Here is a 16,089-nt window from a genome sequence, read left to right as displayed (position 1 = left end):
CGCCTTTCGAGCGTGTAGCCACCTGCTGGATGTCCAGTCTAGGGGGGTGACGAAAGGGTGGAGCAACCGGAGGGTGCCCTTCCTACGCCATCCGAATGGCGAAGTCGGGTCCTCTCCGGTGCGGCGGTCCGACGCTGCGAGCGATCTCGTGCGCGGTGCCGCCACCTCTCTTCAACTTGACGCGGGCCCAAGGGAAACGGTTGCCCGCGATTTCATTACGGATGGGCCTCACCGCGGATGACGGCGAGCACTCCGTCCAGGTCATCGGCCTTCAGCAGGACGTCGCGGGCCTTCGACCCCTCGCTCGGGCCGACGATTCCCCGCGACTCCATGAGGTCCATGAGCCGCCCGGCCTTCGCGAAGCCCACGCGCAGCTTGCGCTGGAGCATCGAAGTGGACCCGAACTGCGTGGAGACCACCAGCTCCGCCGCCTGGCACAGCAGGTCGAGGTCGTCGCCGATGTCCTCGTCGATCTCCTTCTTCTGCTTCTGCCCGACGGTGACGTCGTCCCGGAAGACGGGCGCCATCTGGTCCTTGCAGTGCTGGACGATCCCGGCGATCTCTTCCTCGGTGACGAAGGCGCCCTGGAGCCGGACCGGCTTGTTCGCCCCCATCGGCAGGAACAGCCCGTCGCCCTTGCCGATCAGCTTCTCGGCGCCCGGCTGGTCGAGGATGACCCGGCTGTCGGCGAGCGAGGAGGTGGCGAAGGCGAGCCGCGAGGGCACGTTCGCCTTGATCAGGCCGGTGACCACGTCCACCGAGGGCCGCTGGGTGGCGAGCACCAGGTGGATGCCGGCCGCCCGGGCCAGCTGGGTGATCCGGACGATCGAGTCCTCGACGTCGCGCGGCGCGACCATCATCAGGTCGGCGAGCTCGTCGACGATCACCAGCAGGTACGGGTACGGGCTGAGCTCCCGCTCGCTGCCCGGCGGCAGTTTGATCTTGCCGTCCCGGATCGCCTTGTTGAAGTCGTCGATGTGCCGGTAGCCGAAGGCGGCCAGGTCGTCGTAGCGCAGGTCCATCTCGCGCACGACCCACTGGAGCGCCTCGGCGGCCCGCTTGGGGTTGGTGATGATCGGCGTGATCAGGTGCGGGATGCCCTCGTACGCCGTCAGCTCGACCCGCTTGGGGTCCACGAGCACCATCCGGACGTCCTCCGGGGTGGCCCGGACCATCACGGAGGTGATCAGGCAGTTGATGCAGGAGGACTTGCCGGAACCGGTGGCGCCGGCGACCAGCACGTGCGGCATCTTGGCGAGGTTGGCCATGACGTAGCCGCCCTCGACGTCCTTGCCGAGCGCGACCAGCATCGGGTGGTCGTCCTCTGCCGCGTCCGCGAGGCGCAGTACGTCACCCAGGTTGACCATCTCGCGGTCGGTGTTCGGGATCTCGATGCCGACCGCGGACTTGCCCGGGATCGGGCTGATGATCCGGACGTCCGGCGAGGCCACGGCGTAGGCGATGTTCTTGGTCAGGGCGGTGATCCGCTCGACCTTGACCGCCGCGCCCAGCGTGACCTCGTACCGGGTGACGGTCGGACCCCGGGTGAAGCCGGTGACGTCCGCGTCGACCTTGAACTCGGTGAACACGTTGCGCAGGGAGGCGACCACCGCGTCGTTGGCGGCGCTGCGGGTCTTGCCCGGCCCGCCCTTCTCCAGCAGGTCGAGCGAGGGCAGCGCGTACGTGATGTCCCCGCGCAGCTGGAGCTGCTCGGCGCGCGGCGGCAGCGCCTGGGTCTGCGGCGGGGCCTTGGTCAGGTCGGGCACCGACAGCGTCCCGGAGGCCGCGGCGGTGGTGGCGTACGGCTGCTGCGCGGAGGCGTCGGGCATCGCCTCGGGCGCGGCCTCGGGCGCGGCCTGCGGTACGGGACGCTCCCCGCGGGCGGTCGGCACCGGAGCGGTGAGCTCCGCGCCCTCCCGCTCGGGGGTGATCCCCTGCGTGAGGTCGGCGACGAGCGGGGAGGGCGGCATTCCGCCGTAGACCACCCCGTCCAGCGCGGCGGCGGCCGCCGCGGCCACGTCGACGGCGTCCATCTCCCGTTCCATGCCCGGCCGGGCCGGGGCCCTGCGGGGCCGGCGCCGCCGGGCGAGGGCCTCCTCCTCGGCCTCGTCCGCCGGATCCCCGGAGCCGGCTGCGGTACGGGCCCGCCACTGCTCCGGGTCGTGCCGTTCCCCGGCGGCGCCCTCGGCCTCGTCGCCGTAGCCCTCGTCGTACTCGTTCGGGGCGATGATCCCGAGCCGGATGCCGAGCCTGCGCAGCCGCTGCGGGATCGCGTTGACCGGGGTCGCGGTGACCACGAGCAGCCCGAAGATCGTGAGCAGCACCAGCATGGGCACGGCCAGCGGCGCACCCATCGTGAAGATCAGCGGCTTCGAGGCGCCCCAGCCGATGAGGCCGCCCGCGTTCTGCATCGCGGTGGTGCCCTCGTCCCGGCCGGGCGCCCCGCAGGCGATGTGGACCAGGCCCAGGACACCGATGACGAGGGCGGACAGCCCGATGCCGATGCGGCCGTTGGCATCGCCCTGCTCGGGATGGCGGATGAAACGTACCGCCATGACGCCGAGCAGGATCGGCACGAGCAGATCCAGGCGTCCGAACAGCCCGGTGATCAGCATCGTGACCAGGTCACCGACGGGACCGCTCAGGTTCGACCAGGTGCCGGCGGCCACGATCAGCGCGAGGGCGAGCAGCAGCAGGGCCACGCCGTCCTTGCGGTGGGCGGGATCGAGGTTCTTGGCCCCCTGGCCGAGCCCGCGGAAGACGGCACCGACGGCGTGCGCGCAGCCGAGCCAGACGGCGCGCACCAGCCGCACCACACCCCCGGTCGGGGACGGCGCGGGCTTGACCGCCGCCTTCTTGGCCGGAGCGCGCCGGGCGGCCGCGGCCTTCTTCGCGGGCGGCTTGCGCGCGGGCGCAGCCTTCTTCGCCGGCGCCGTCGTACGGCCGGTGCGGCCCTTCGCGGTGCCCGCGGTGCTCTGGGAACCCTTACCGGACGTACTTGAGGCCATGGGGCCGAGGTTACCGGTGCGCGCGCCGGTGGACACGCGTGCCCACCCCTTCACCCGTTCGTGTCGTCGGCTCTGTAGGTGCTTTGACGCACCGCCAGTACCGACCCGCGTACGGTCAGTTCTGCGCGGGCAGGGCCGCAGCCCCTCCGGCCGTTCCGGGCTCCAGGGCGTCGAGTGCCCGCCGCAGTCCGGTGAGTTTGCGCTCCAGATGGGCCGCGGTCGCGACCACTCCCGCGTCGGCCGAGTCCTCGCCGAGCTGCTTGGTCAGCGCCTCGGCCTGCTCCTCGACGGCCGCGAGCCGTGCGGAGAGCTCGGCCAGCAGTCCGGCCGTCTCCTTGCTCGCGTCCACGCCGCCCGAGCTGCCGCCCTCCAGCTGGAGCCGCAGCAGGGCCGCCTGCTCGCGCAGTTGGCAGTTCTTCGTGTACAGCTCCACGAAGACCGAGACCTTGGCCCGCAGCACCCACGGGTCGAAGGGCTTGGAGATGTAATCGACCGCACCCGCCGCGTAACCGCGGAACGTGTGGTGCGGACCGTGGTTGATCGCGGTGAGGAAGATGATCGGGATGTCCCGGGTCCGCTCCCGCCGCTTGATGTGCGCGGCCGTTTCGAATCCGTCCATGCCCGGCATCTGGACATCCAGCAGGATGACCGCGAAATCGTCCGTCAGCAGCGCCTTGAGCGCTTCCTCCCCCGACGACGCCCGGACCAGTGTCTGATCGAGCGCGGAGAGGATGGCCTCCAGCGCCAGCAGATTCTCCGGCCGGTCGTCGACCAGGAGGATCTTGGCCTTCTGCACCATGCCCTGTCCTCCTCGCCCCGGCACGGGGCCTCCCCGGCTCCTGGCTCCGGCCTGTGCGCCGGGCCCCGCCCCAGAGGACGGCATCCTTGCGCCGTCCGTCCTTGTGCCGGTCATCGTAGCCCCAGTCCCGAGATCGCCACACCCTGTCACCAAGATGTCACTGTGCACGAAGCAGAAACGTGGTGGGAGAGCAGAAGGTTCCCCGAATACCGCTCTCCCACACCGCTCCGGGCACAGTGAGTCAACTCCGGCGTCCGTCCGCTCTCCCTGCGATCACTTGCCGCGCATCCACTGCTCCATCACCGACAGCAGGTAGTCGGGATCGACGGGCTTGGTGACGTAGTCGGAAGCACCGGAATCGATCGCCTTCTCCCGGTCCCCCTTCATCGCCTTCGCCGTCAGCGCGATGATCGGCAGCCCGGCGAACTGCGGCATCCGCCGGATCGCCGAAGTCGTGGCGTACCCATCCATCTCGGGCATCATGATGTCCATCAGTACGACCGTCACATCGTCGTGCTGCTCCAGGACTTCGATGCCCTCCCGCCCGTTCTCCGCGTACAGCACGGCCAGCCCGTGCTGTTCCAGCACGCTGGTGAGCGCGAAGACGTTGCGCACGTCGTCGTCGACGATGAGCACCTTCTCGCCGTGGAAGTCGTACGTCCGGGGCACCACCGGAAGTTCCTCGTCCGCACTGCCCCAGCCGTCCTCGGGCCCCACCACGTTCGGCTGCCCCGGCACCGCCGTACGCGGCTCCAGGTCACTCGGCGCCTTGCGCCGCCGCCGGAACAGCGCGGCGCCCCCGCCGCCCTGACCCTGCCCGGCCGGCTCGGCCGCCGACAGCGCAGGACGTGCCGGCTGCCCCTGCACCGACGGTACGGACGCGGGCCCGGCCTGGTTGCCCGGCAGCGCGGGCCGTCCCCCGTCCAGCGACCTGCGGTACAGCTCGCCGCGGGCTCCGCCGGGCGTCGGCGGCGCGTACCCCTGCGGAGGCAGCTCGCTCGGGTGCAGCGGCAGGTACAGCGTGAAGGTGGACCCGCGGCCGGGCTCGCTGGCCGCGTGGATCTCGCCGCCCAGCAGCCGGGCGATCTCCCGGCTGATCGACAGACCCAGCCCGGTGCCGCCGTACTTACGGCTCGTCGTCCCGTCCGCCTGCTTGAACGCCTCGAAGATCACCAGCATCTTGCTCGCCGCGATCCCGATCCCGGTGTCGGTGACCGAGAAGGCGATCAGGTCCGCGTCCGCCTCCCGCAGCGAACCGGCCTCCAGCAGCTGCTCGCGGATCGCGATCGGCACATCCGCCCCCGCCGGACGGATCACCAGCTCCACCGCCCCGCTGTCGGTGAACTTCACCGCGTTGGACAGCAGGTTGCGCAGCACCTGGAGCAGCCGCTGCTCGTCGGTGTGCAAGGTGGCGGGCAGCTCCGGCGAGACCCGGACCGAGAAGTCCAGGCCCTTCTCCGCCGTCAGCGGCCGGAAGGTCGCCTCCACGTAGTCCACGAGCTGGACCAGCGCGATCCGGGTCGGCGAGACGTCCATCTTCCCCGCCTCGACCTTCGACAGGTCGAGGATGTCGTTGATCAGCTGCAGCAGGTCGGAACCCGCGCCGTGGATGGTCTCGGCGAACTCCACCTGCTTGGGCGAGAGGTTCCCGTCCGCGTTGTCGGCGAGCAGCTTGGCCAGGATCAGCAGCGAGTTGAGCGGCGTCCGCAGCTCGTGCGACATGTTCGCCAGGAACTCGGACTTGTAGCGCATCGAGACCGCGAGCTGCTCGGCGCGCTCCTCCAGGACCTGCCGGGCCTCCTCGATCTCGGTGTTCTTCACCTCGATGTCCCGGTTCTGCTGGGCCAGCAGCTCGGCCTTCTCCTCCAGCTCCGCGTTGGCGGCCTGCAGGGCCTTCTGCCGGTTCTCCAGCTCGTCCGAGCGCTCGCGCAGCTGCTCGGTCATCTCCTGCGACTGCTTCAGCAGCATCTCCGTCTTGGAGTTGACGCTGATGGTGTTGACGCTCGTACCGATCATCTCGGCGATCTGGCTGAGGAAGTCCTTCTGGATCTGCGTGAAGGGCGTGAAGGAGGCCAGCTCGATGACGCCGAGCACCTTCCCCTCGAAGAGCACCGGCAGCACGATGACGTGCGCCGGCGGCGCCTCGCCCAGCCCCGAGGAGATCTTCAGGTAGCCCGGCGGGGTGTTCTCGACGAGGATCATCCGCTTCTCCTCGGCGACCGCCCCGATCAGGCCCTCCCCCGGCCTGAAGGAGATCGGCATCTGGCCGCCCGCGTACGCGTAGCTCCCGCGCATCCGCAGCTCGTACGAACCGTCCGCGCCCCCTTCCGTCCCGATCTCGGTGGTACCGCCGGCCGGCAGCGCCAGGAAGAAGGCGCCGTGCTGCGCGGAGACCACGGGGGTCAGCTCGCTCATGATCAGCGAGGCCACGTCGTCGAGCTCCCGGCGGCCCTGCATCAGGGCCGAGATCCGGGCCAGGTTGCCCTTGAGCCAGTCCTGCTCCTTGTTGGCCAAGGTGGTGTCGCGCAGGTTGGCGATCATCGTGTTGATGTTGTCCTGGAGGACCTGGATCTCGCCCGCCGCGTCCACGTCGATCTTCAGGTTCAGGTCGCCGCGGGTCACCGCGGTGGCCACGGCCGCGATCGCGCGCACCTGCCGGGTGAGGTTCCCGGCCATCTCGTTCACGGACTCGGTCAGGTCCCGCCAGGTGCCGTCTACGTCCCGGACCCGGGCCTGGCCGCCCAGGATGCCCTCGGTGCCCACCTCGCGCGCCACCCGGGTCACCTGGTCGGCGAAGGAGGACAGCTGGTCCACCATCGTGTTGATCGTCGTCTTCAGCTCCAGGATCTCGCCCCGGGCGTCGATGTCGATCTTCTTGGTCATGTCGCCCTTGGCGATGGCGGTCGTGACCATGGCGATCTGCCGCACCTGGCCGGTGAGGTTGGAGGCCATGAAGTTCACCGAGTCGGTGAGGTCCTTCCACGTCCCCGAGACGCCCGGCACGTGCGCCTGGCCGCCCAGGCGTCCCTCCGTACCCACCTCGCGGGCCACGCGCGTCACCTCGTCCGCGAAGGACGACAGCGTCTTCACCATCGTGTTGACGGTGTCGGCGAGCTGCGCGACCTCGCCGCGCGCCTCGACCGTGACCTTCTTCGTCAGGTCACCGTTGGCGACCGCCGCCGAGACCTGGGAGATGTTGCGCACCTGGGAGGTCAGGTTGTTGGCCATCAGGTTGACGTTGTCGGTCAGGTCCTTCCAGATGCCCGTCACCCCGCGCACCCGGGCCTGACCGCCGAGGATGCCCTCGGAGCCCACCTCACGGGCCACCCGCGTCACCTGCTCGGCGAACGACGACAGCTGGTCCACCATCGTGTTCACGGTGGTGACCAGCTCGAGGATCTCGCCCTTGGCGTCGACGGTGATCTTCTTGGAGAGGTCGCCCATGGCGACGGCCGTGGTCACCTCGGCGATGTTGCGCACCTGCGACGTCAGGTTGTTCGCCATGAAGTTGACGGACTGGGTGAGGTCCTTCCAGGTACCGGAGACCCCCTTCACCTCCGCCTGGCCGCCGAGGATGCCCTCGGTACCCACCTCGCGCGCCACCCGCGTCACCTGCTCCGCGAAGTTCGAGAGCTGGTCGACCATCGTGTTCAGGGTGTTCTTCAGCTCCAGGATCTCGCCCCGGGCGTCCACATCGATCTTCTGCGACAGGTCACCGCGGGCAACCGCCGTCGCGACCTGGGCGATGTTGCGCACCTGCGAGGTCAGGTTCCCGGCCATGCCGTTCACGGAGTCCGTCAGGTCACGCCATACGCCGGCCACCCCGGGCACCTGCGCCTGACCGCCGAGCCGGCCCTCGGTCCCCACGTCCCGGGCCACCCGGGTCACCTGCTCGGCGAAGGCCGAGAGCTGGTCCACCATCGTGTTGATGGTGTTCTTCAGCTCCAGGATCTCGCCCCGGGCGTCCACATCGATCTTCTGCGACAGGTCACCGCGGGCAACCGCCGTCGTCACCTGCGCGATCTGGCGCACCTGCGACGTCAGGTTCCCGGCCATGAAGTTGACGGAGTCGGTGAGCTCCTTCCAGGTGCCGGACACCCCCTCGACCCGGGCCTGGCCGCCGAGCCGGCCCTCCGTACCCACGTCCCGCGCCATCCGCGTGACCTGGTCCGCGAAGGAGGACAGCTGGTCCACCATCGTGTTCACGGTGTTCTTCAGCTGGAGCATCTCGCCGGAGACGTCGACGGTGACCTTCTGCGACAGGTCGCCGTTGGCCACCGCCGTCGTCACCTGAGCGATGTTGCGGACCTGCCCGGTGAGGTTGCGGAAAGCCGTGTTCACCGAGTCGGTGAGGTCCTTCCACGTCCCCGCGGCTCCGGGCACCTGCGCCTGGCCGCCCAGTTCACCCTCGACGCCGACCTCACGGGCCACACGCGTCACTTCTGCACCGAAGGAGGACAGCTGGTCCACCATGGTGTTGACGGTGTTCTTCAACTCCAGCATCTCGCCGGCCACATCGACGGTGACCTTCTGCGACAGGTCGCCGTTGGCGACCGCCGTCGTCACCTGGGCGATGTCCCGCACCTGGGTGGTGAGATTGCGGAAGACGGTGTTCACCGAGTCGGTGAGGTCCTTCCACGTGCCCGCCGCCCCCGGCACCTGCGCCTGGCCGCCGAGCAGACCCTTGGCCCCGACCTCGCTGGCCACGCGCGTGACCTCGTCCGCGAAGGTCCGCAGCGTCTCGGTCATCTGGTTGATCGTTTCGGCCAGCTGCGCCACCTCGCCGCGCGCGCTGACCCGTACCTTCTGCGACAGGTCGCCGTTCGCGACCGCGGTCGTCACCTGCGCGATCCCGCGCACCTGGGCCGTCAGGTTCCCGGCCATGGTGTTGACCGAGTCGGTCAGGTCCTTCCACACGCCCGCGACCCCGGGCACCTTCGCCTGGCCGCCCAGCTCGCCCTCCGTACCCACCTCTCGGGCGACCCTTGTCACCTCGGAGGAGAAGGAGGACAGCTGGTCCACCATCGTGTTCACGGTGTTCTTCAGCTGGAGCATCTCGCCGGCCACGTGCACCGTGACCTTGCGCGACAGATCGCCCTTGGCGACCGCCGTCGTGACGAGAGCGATGTCACGCACCTGAGCGGTGAGGCGGTACGCCATCGTGTTGACGGAGTCCGTCAGGTCCTTCCACGAACCCGACATCCCGCGCACCTGGGCCTGACCGCCGAGTTTGCCCTCGGTGCCCACCTCCAGCGCCACACGCGTCACCTCGTCGGTGAACGCGGACAGCTGGTCGACCAGGTTGTTCACCGTCCGCCCGACCTTCAGGAACTCCCCGCGCAGCGGATGCCCGGCCCCCTCGGCCGCCTGCGTCCGCAGATCCATCCGCTGGTCCAGATCGCCCTCGGCCACCGCCGACAGCACCCGGCCCACCTCGGACACCGGCCGGGCCAGATCGTCCACCAACTGGTTCGAGGCATCGATCGCGGCCGCCCAGGAGCCCTCACAGGCACCTGTTTCCAGCCGTTCGCTCAGCTTGCCCTCGCGGCCCACCATCCGCCGCACCCGGGACAGCTCCCCGGTGAGATGAAGATTACGGTCGGCGACCTCGTTGTAGACGGCGGCGATCTCCGCCATCACGCCCTCGCCGGACACCGTCAGCCGCTTGCGGAAGTTCCCGTCCCGCATCGACACCAGGGCCGTGAGCAGCCGGTTCAGAGCGGCGGTATCGACCTCCGTCGTGCCACTGCGCCGGGAACGTCCGCCCTTCGGCCGCGTTCCCGTACGCCGCACCGCTGCGCCAGACTCCACCGTGTCCCTCCCGAAAGGGTCGACCACTCATCCACCGGACGCCTGACTCGTCACGAGCCGGCTCTGCAAGCCTGCCCAGTGTTTCACCCTGGCCGAACCCGGCCATAACACTTCGGCACCATCGCACACCCGCCGTACCCTGCGGGTGGAATCCCCGACGACGGCACCACGCCGACCGCGAACGTAAGTAACCTGGCACCCGATGTCCAACCGCGTCGAAGGAGACTCGTGATCACGGCACGGGCGGCTGCCAGCTTCGATCCCCTCGGGCGCTCGGTCGCCGCCGCCCGCGGTTTCGTCCGCGACACCCTGCACGGCTGGGGTTTCGCGGACATCGTCGACGACGCAGTGGTCCTCACCAGCGAGCTCGTCACCAACGCCGTGGTCCACGCCGGAACCCGGGCCGAGGTCCTGTGCCTGCGCGCCGAGGGCGGCGTACGCGTCGAGGTCGCCGACCGGTATCCGGAGCGTGAACTCCCGCTCCAGCACCCCGGCGAGCGCCCCTACGCCGACCCCGACCGCGAGAACGGCCGCGGCCTGATGCTCTGCGCCGCCCTCGCCACCCGCTGGGGCGTCGAATACACGGCCACGCACAAGCACGTGTGGTTCCGCCTCGACCTCCCGGACCGGCCGGTCGGTACCCGCTCCGCAGGCCCCGTCGTCCCCGACCAGCTGCTGCCCCTGGCCGACAGCCGGGTCCGCGTCGCCGTCCTCCAGATCGACGCGGACGACGCCATCTCCGCCTGGAACGAGGACGCCGAGCACATCTTCGGCCACCCCGCCGAGAAGGCGCTGGGCCGCCCGCTCGCCGAGCTCGCCGCCTGGCCGCAGACCCCCGGCACCGGCACCGGCATCGCCGAGGCCCTGCGCCTGTCCCGCTGGGAGGGCAGCTACGGCCTCCGCGGCGCCGACGGCCGCGTCATCCCCGTCTTCGCCTCCCACCTGCGGGTCCGCGACGCCCACGGCGAACCGTCGATCGTCTGCCTCCTGGTCCACGACGACGAGCGCGCCCTGCTCCAGACCCCGGTACGGGTGCCCACCTCCGACAGCGGCCACTTCACCGATCCGCGCCCGACGGACCCCTTCGAGGTCTTCATCGGCTCCCCCGCCCCCGACGACCTCGACGGACTCCTCCAGCGCACCGTCGAACGCGCCCGCGACCTCCTCGACGCCGACGCCGCCTTCCTGCTGCTCGCCACCGACGACGAGACCGAGCTGGAGGTCCGCGCCACCACCGGCCTGCCCTCCACCCGCCAGCGCTTCGCCCGCGTCCCCGTCGAGGCCGGCACCAACCGCTACGGCTCCGCCCGCATGCCCGCCGTCCACGACGACCTCATCGCCTCCCCCGGAGCCGTCCCGCTCCTGGAGGCCACCGGCATGCGCTCCGCCGTCACCGTCCCGCTCAAGGTGGAGGGCCGCCTCACCGGCTCCCTCGGCGTCGCCGCCGAAACCCCCGGGCGCTACTCCAACGAAGAGGCGCTGCACCTCCAGTTCGCCGCCGACCGCATCGCCCTCGCCGTGGAATCCGCCCGCCTCGGCGAGCTGGAACGGCTGCGCCGCGGATCCCTCTCCTTCCTCGTCGAGGCCTCCGACCTGCTGGCCGGCACCCTCGACCGGGACCAGACCCTGGCCCTCATGGCCCAGATGACGGTCCCCACCCTCGCCACCTGGTGCGCCGTCTACACGATCGCCGACCAGTCCTCCGACCCGTACCTCTCCTACGTCCTGCACGAGGACGAGGAGCGCATCGACGGCCTCAAGGACCTGCTCTCCCGGGTCAGCCCGCCCGAACCGGTCCGCGAGGCCGGCGCACGCCCGTGGTCCGAGGCCGCCCTCGCGGTCGGCGGCGAGACGGTGGTCCTCCCCCTCCTCGCCCGGAACCGCGTCATCGGCATGCTCACGCTCGGCAAGCCCCGCGAGGAGCACTTCCGCCAGGAGATCCTCGAACTCGCGGAGGACCTCTCCCGCCGGGCCGCCCTGGCCCTCGACAACGCCCGCCTCTACTCCGAGCGCACCGCGATCAGCCGCTCCCTGCAGCGCAGCCTCCTGCCGCCCGGCTCCCCCGCCATCCCCGGCATGGAGGTCGAGGTCATCTACCGCGCGGCCGGCGAGGGCAACGAGGTCGGAGGCGACTTCTACGACGTCTTCCCGATCCGCGACGGCGCGTACGGCTTCGCCATCGGCGACGTCTGCGGTACCGGGCCGGAGGCGGCCGCCGTCACGGGCCTGGCCCGCCACGCGCTGCGCCTGCTGGCCCGCGAGGGCCTCGGCGGCCCCGCGGTCCTCCAGCGCCTGAACGCGGCCATCCTCGACGAGGGGGCCCGCAGCCGCTTCCTCACCCTCCTCTACGGCGAGCTGCACCCCCAGCCCGACGGCGGTGCCCTGATGAAAGTCGTCTGCGCGGGCCACCCGCTCCCGCTGCGCCTGCGCCCGAACGGCCAGGTCGACGCGGCCGCGGACCCGCAGCCCCTGCTGGGCGTCATCGACGATCTGGACCTCTACGAACAGACCCTCACCCTCGACCCCGGCGATGTCCTGCTGTGCGTCACGGACGGCGTGACCGAACGCCGCGAGGGCACCCGCATGCTCGGCGACGACGGCCTCGCCGAAGTCCTGACCACGTGTACGGGCCTCACGGCGGGCGCGGTCGCCTCCCGCGTCCTGCGCGCGGTGGAACGCTTCGCCGCAGAGCCGGCCTCGGACGACATGGCGATCCTGGCCTTCCGCGTCCCGGAACAGCGCACCGGCGACTGACCCGGGCCGGACTCAGGAGATCCGGCGCGTGGCGGAACGCAGCGCGAAGGCCATCACCAGCTCGAAGACGCCCAGCAGGACCAGCCAGAGCCCCAGCAGCCGGGTCAGGGCGACCGCGGAGTCCACCGGGAAGCAGAGCACGACGACGCCGGCGACGGCGCCCAGGGCGCCCAGGCCGAACCGCAGGCCCCTGTGCGGGAGCGAGTGGTCCCCGATCGCGGTGAACGCCGTGAGCACTCCGGTCAGCAGCCAGAACACCCCGACGATCAGGGTCAGCGCGCCGATCGTCTGCATCGGATGCCTCAGGACCAGGACGCCGGCCAGGAACGCCAGCACGGCGATCAGTACGCCGGCCAGCCTCCCCCCGTCACCGCTGTGGGAGAAGGCCCCGACGAAGCGGAAGACACCCGCCACCAGGAGCTGCAGGCCGATGATGACGGCCAGGATGTGAAGCGTCTCGTCGGGCCAGACCAGCACCAGAATGCCGGGGATCAGCGTCGCGAGAGCCAGGCCGAGAGCCCAGTACCACGCGGCTCCAACCTGCTTGAGCACATCCTCGGGGTCGCTCTGCGTGTGCTGCGGCGCCGCGCTGGGGGGAACGGTCATCACGCCTCCTGAGCCAACGGGATGACATCCACTTTAGGCAGGCGGGCCCCGGCGCGCCCGGCGACGTACTGCCGGGGCTCGGCACAAAACAAAAAAGGCCCCCGCCAGATGGCGGGGGCCTTTTCCTTTGGAGCCCTTTAACGGAATCGAACCGTTGACCTTCTCCTTACCATGGAGACGCTCTACCGACTGAGCTAAAAGGGCGGGTTGTTCGGCGGCGTCCTACTCTCCCACAGGGTCCCCCCTGCAGTACCATCGGCGCTGAAAGGCTTAGCTTCCGGGTTCGGAATGTAACCGGGCGTTTCCCTAACGCTATGACCACCGAAACACTATGAAATTTGAACGCTGGTGTTTTCACAGCTGTTCGTTATTTCAGAACTAACACAGTGGACGCGAGCAACTGAGGACAAGCCCTCGGCCTATTAGTACCAGTCAGCTTCACCCGTTACCGGGCTTCCACATCTGGCCTATCAACCCAGTCGTCTACTGGGAGCCTTACCCTCTCAAGGAGGTGGGAATACTCATCTTGAAGCAGGCTTCCCGCTTAGATGCTTTCAGCGGTTATCCCTCCCGAACGTAGCCAACCAGCCATGCCCTTGGCAGGACAACTGGCACACCAGAGGTTCGTCCGTCCCGGTCCTCTCGTACTAGGGACAGCCCTTCTCAATATTCCTACGCGCACAGCGGATAGGGACCGAACTGTCTCACGACGTTCTAAACCCAGCTCGCGTACCGCTTTAATGGGCGAACAGCCCAACCCTTGGGACCGACTCCAGCCCCAGGATGCGACGAGCCGACATCGAGGTGCCAAACCATCCCGTCGATATGGACTCTTGGGGAAGATCAGCCTGTTATCCCCGGGGTACCTTTTATCCGTTGAGCGACGGCGCTTCCACAAGCCACCGCCGGATCACTAGTCCCGACTTTCGTCCCTGCTCGACCCGTCGGTCTCACAGTCAAGCTCCCTTGTGCACTTACACTCAACACCTGATTGCCAACCAGGCTGAGGGAACCTTTGGGCGCCTCCGTTACCCTTTGGGAGGCAACCGCCCCAGTTAAACTACCCATCAGACACTGTCCCTGATCCGGATCACGGACCGAGGTTAGACATCCAGCACGACCAGAGTGGTATTTCAACGGCGACTCCACAACCACTGGCGTGGCTGCTTCAAAGTCTCCCACCTATCCTACACAAGCCGAACCGAACACCAATATCAAACTGTAGTAAAGGTCCCGGGGTCTTTCCGTCCTGCTGCGCGAAACGAGCATCTTTACTCGTAGTGCAATTTCACCGGGCCTATGGTTGAGACAGTCGAGAAGTCGTTACGCCATTCGTGCAGGTCGGAACTTACCCGACAAGGAATTTCGCTACCTTAGGATGGTTATAGTTACCACCGCCGTTTACTGGCGCTTAAGTTCTCAGCTTCGCAACCCCGAAAGGTCACTAACCGGTCCCCTTAACGTTCCAGCACCGGGCAGGCGTCAGTCCGTATACATCGCCTTACGGCTTCGCACGGACCTGTGTTTTTAGTAAACAGTCGCTTCTCGCTGGTCTCTGCGGCCACCCCCAGCTCACGGAGCAAGTCCGATCACCAGTGATGGCCCCCCTTCTCCCGAAGTTACGGGGGCATTTTGCCGAGTTCCTTAACCATAGTTCACCCGAACGCCTCGGTATTCTCTACCTGACCACCTGAGTCGGTTTAGGGTACGGGCCGCCATGAAACTCGCTAGAGGCTTTTCTCGACAGCATAGGATCATCCACTTCACCACAATCGGCTCGGCATCAGGTCTCAGCCTTAATGAGGGACGGATTTGCCTACCCCTCGGCCTACACCCTTACCCCGGGACTACCACCGCCCGGGCTGGACTACCTTCCTGCGTCACCCCATCGCTTACCTACTACCACCTTGGGTCAGCGGCTCCACCACTTTCCTTTCCCCGAAGGGTCCGGAACGGCTTCACGGCTTTAGCATTAGAGGATTCGATATTGGGCGTTTCAAAGCGGGTACCGGAATATCAACCGGTTGTCCATCGACTACGCCTGTCGGCCTCGCCTTAGGTCCCGACTTACCCTGGGCAGATCAGCTTGACCCAGGAACCCTTAGTCAATCGGCGCACACGTTTCTCACGTGTGTATCGCTACTCATGCCTGCATTCTCACTCGTGAACCGTCCACAACTAGCTTCCGCTGCTGCTTCACCCGGCACACGACGCTCCCCTACCCATCACAGCGGGCGTTGGCCCTATTGCTGCAATGACACGACTTCGGCGGTACGCTTGAGCCCCGCTACATTGTCGGCGCGGAATCACTTGACCAGTGAGCTATTACGCACTCTTTCAAGGGTGGCTGCTTCTAAGCCAACCTCCTGGTTGTCTCTGCGACTCCACATCCTTTCCCACTTAGCGTACGCTTAGGGGCCTTAGTCGATGCTCTGGGCTGTTTCCCTCTCGACCATGGAGCTTATCCCCCACAGTCTCACTGCCGTGCTCTCACTTACCGGCATTCGGAGTTTGGCTAAGGTCAGTAACCCGGTAGGGCCCATCGCCTATCCAGTGCTCTACCTCCGGCAAGAAACACACGACGCTGCACCTAAATGCATTTCGGGGAGAACCAGCTATCACGGAGTTTGATTGGCCTTTCACCCCTAACCACAGGTCATCCCCCAGGTTTTCAACCCTGGTGGGTTCGGTCCTCCACGAAGTCTTACCTCCGCTTCAACCTGCCCATGGCTAGATCACTCCGCTTCGGGTCTAGAGCGTGCAACTCAATCGCCCTATTCGGACTCGCTTTCGCTACGGCTTCCCCACACGGGTTAACCTCGCTACACACCGCTAACTCGCAGGCTCATTCTTCAAAAGGCACGCAGTCACGACCGTTGTTCCGAAGAACAACGGCGACGCTCCCACGGCTTGTAGGCACACGGTTTCAGGTACTATTTCACTCCGCTCCCGCGGTACTTTTCACCATTCCCTCACGGTACTATCCGCTATCGGTCACCAGGGAATATTTAGGCTTAGCGGGTGGTCCCGCCAGATTCACACGGGATTTCTCGGGCCCCGTGCTACTTGGGAGATTCTTAAGCAAGCCGCTGATGTTTCGTCTACGGGGGT

At 67.9% G+C, this 16,089-nt stretch carries 5 protein-coding genes, 1 tRNA gene and 2 rRNA genes (1 of these 8 cut by a window edge); 1 reads left to right on the top strand and 7 read right to left on the bottom strand.

Annotated features, from left to right (window positions below; genetic code table 11):
- Nucleotides 1-215 precede the first annotated feature (215 nt).
- From OG444_RS27930 to OG444_RS27920, 3 genes are all read right to left on the bottom strand, one after another.
- The gene (locus OG444_RS27930; protein WP_327264750.1) at nt 216-3,008 is read right to left on the bottom strand and encodes an FtsK/SpoIIIE family DNA translocase; all 2,793 of its coding nucleotides are present in this window, start codon (nt 3,006-3,008) and stop codon (nt 216-218) included.
- A gap of 115 nt (nt 3,009-3,123) precedes the next feature.
- Entirely contained in the window at nt 3,124-3,807 is a 684-nt protein-coding gene (locus OG444_RS27925) for a response regulator (protein ID WP_327264749.1), read from the bottom strand.
- Between the two features lie 273 nt (nt 3,808-4,080).
- On the bottom strand, nt 4,081-9,618 hold the full coding sequence (locus OG444_RS27920; protein WP_327264748.1) for a HAMP domain-containing protein: 5,538 nt from the start codon (nt 9,616-9,618) through the stop codon (nt 4,081-4,083).
- Between the two features lie 192 nt (nt 9,619-9,810).
- Between OG444_RS27920 and OG444_RS27915 the strand changes: the two genes are divergently transcribed.
- Nucleotides 9,811-12,372, top strand: coding sequence for a SpoIIE family protein phosphatase (locus tag OG444_RS27915; RefSeq protein WP_405792860.1), 2,562 nt, complete (start codon nt 9,811-9,813; stop codon nt 12,370-12,372).
- Between the two features lie 12 nt (nt 12,373-12,384).
- On the opposite strand, the gene OG444_RS27910 is transcribed toward OG444_RS27915, so the two are convergent.
- The 4 genes from OG444_RS27910 to OG444_RS27895 form a co-directional block, all read right to left on the bottom strand.
- A complete protein-coding gene (locus OG444_RS27910) occupies nt 12,385-12,978 on the bottom strand; it encodes an HdeD family acid-resistance protein (protein ID WP_327264746.1) in 594 nt (197 codons plus the stop codon).
- 128 nt (nt 12,979-13,106) lie between these two features.
- Nucleotides 13,107-13,182 (bottom strand) — tRNA-Thr (locus OG444_RS27905).
- Between the two features lie 5 nt (nt 13,183-13,187).
- Nucleotides 13,188-13,304 (bottom strand): 5S ribosomal RNA (rrf, locus tag OG444_RS27900).
- A 76-nt stretch (nt 13,305-13,380) separates the two neighbouring features.
- A 23S ribosomal RNA gene (locus OG444_RS27895) occupies nt 13,381-16,089 on the bottom strand; it runs 414 nt beyond the window's last position.

The sequence above is a fragment of the Streptomyces sp. NBC_01232 genome (assembly GCF_035989885.1).
Lineage (GTDB): Bacteria > Actinomycetota > Actinomycetes > Streptomycetales > Streptomycetaceae > Streptomyces.
This window is presented reverse-complemented; position numbering and strand designations above follow the sequence as displayed.

Excerpts from the sequence above, each read along its gene's own strand:
- OG444_RS27925 (WP_327264749.1), bottom strand. The coding sequence starts at position 3,807 with ATGGTGCAGAAGGCCAAGATCCTCCTGGTCGACGACCGGCCGGAGAAT.
- OG444_RS27930 (WP_327264750.1), bottom strand. The coding sequence starts at position 3,008 with ATGGCCTCAAGTACGTCCGGTAAGGGTTCCCAGAGCACCGCGGGCACC.
- OG444_RS27910 (WP_327264746.1), bottom strand. The coding sequence starts at position 12,978 with ATGACCGTTCCCCCCAGCGCGGCGCCGCAGCACACGCAGAGCGACCCC.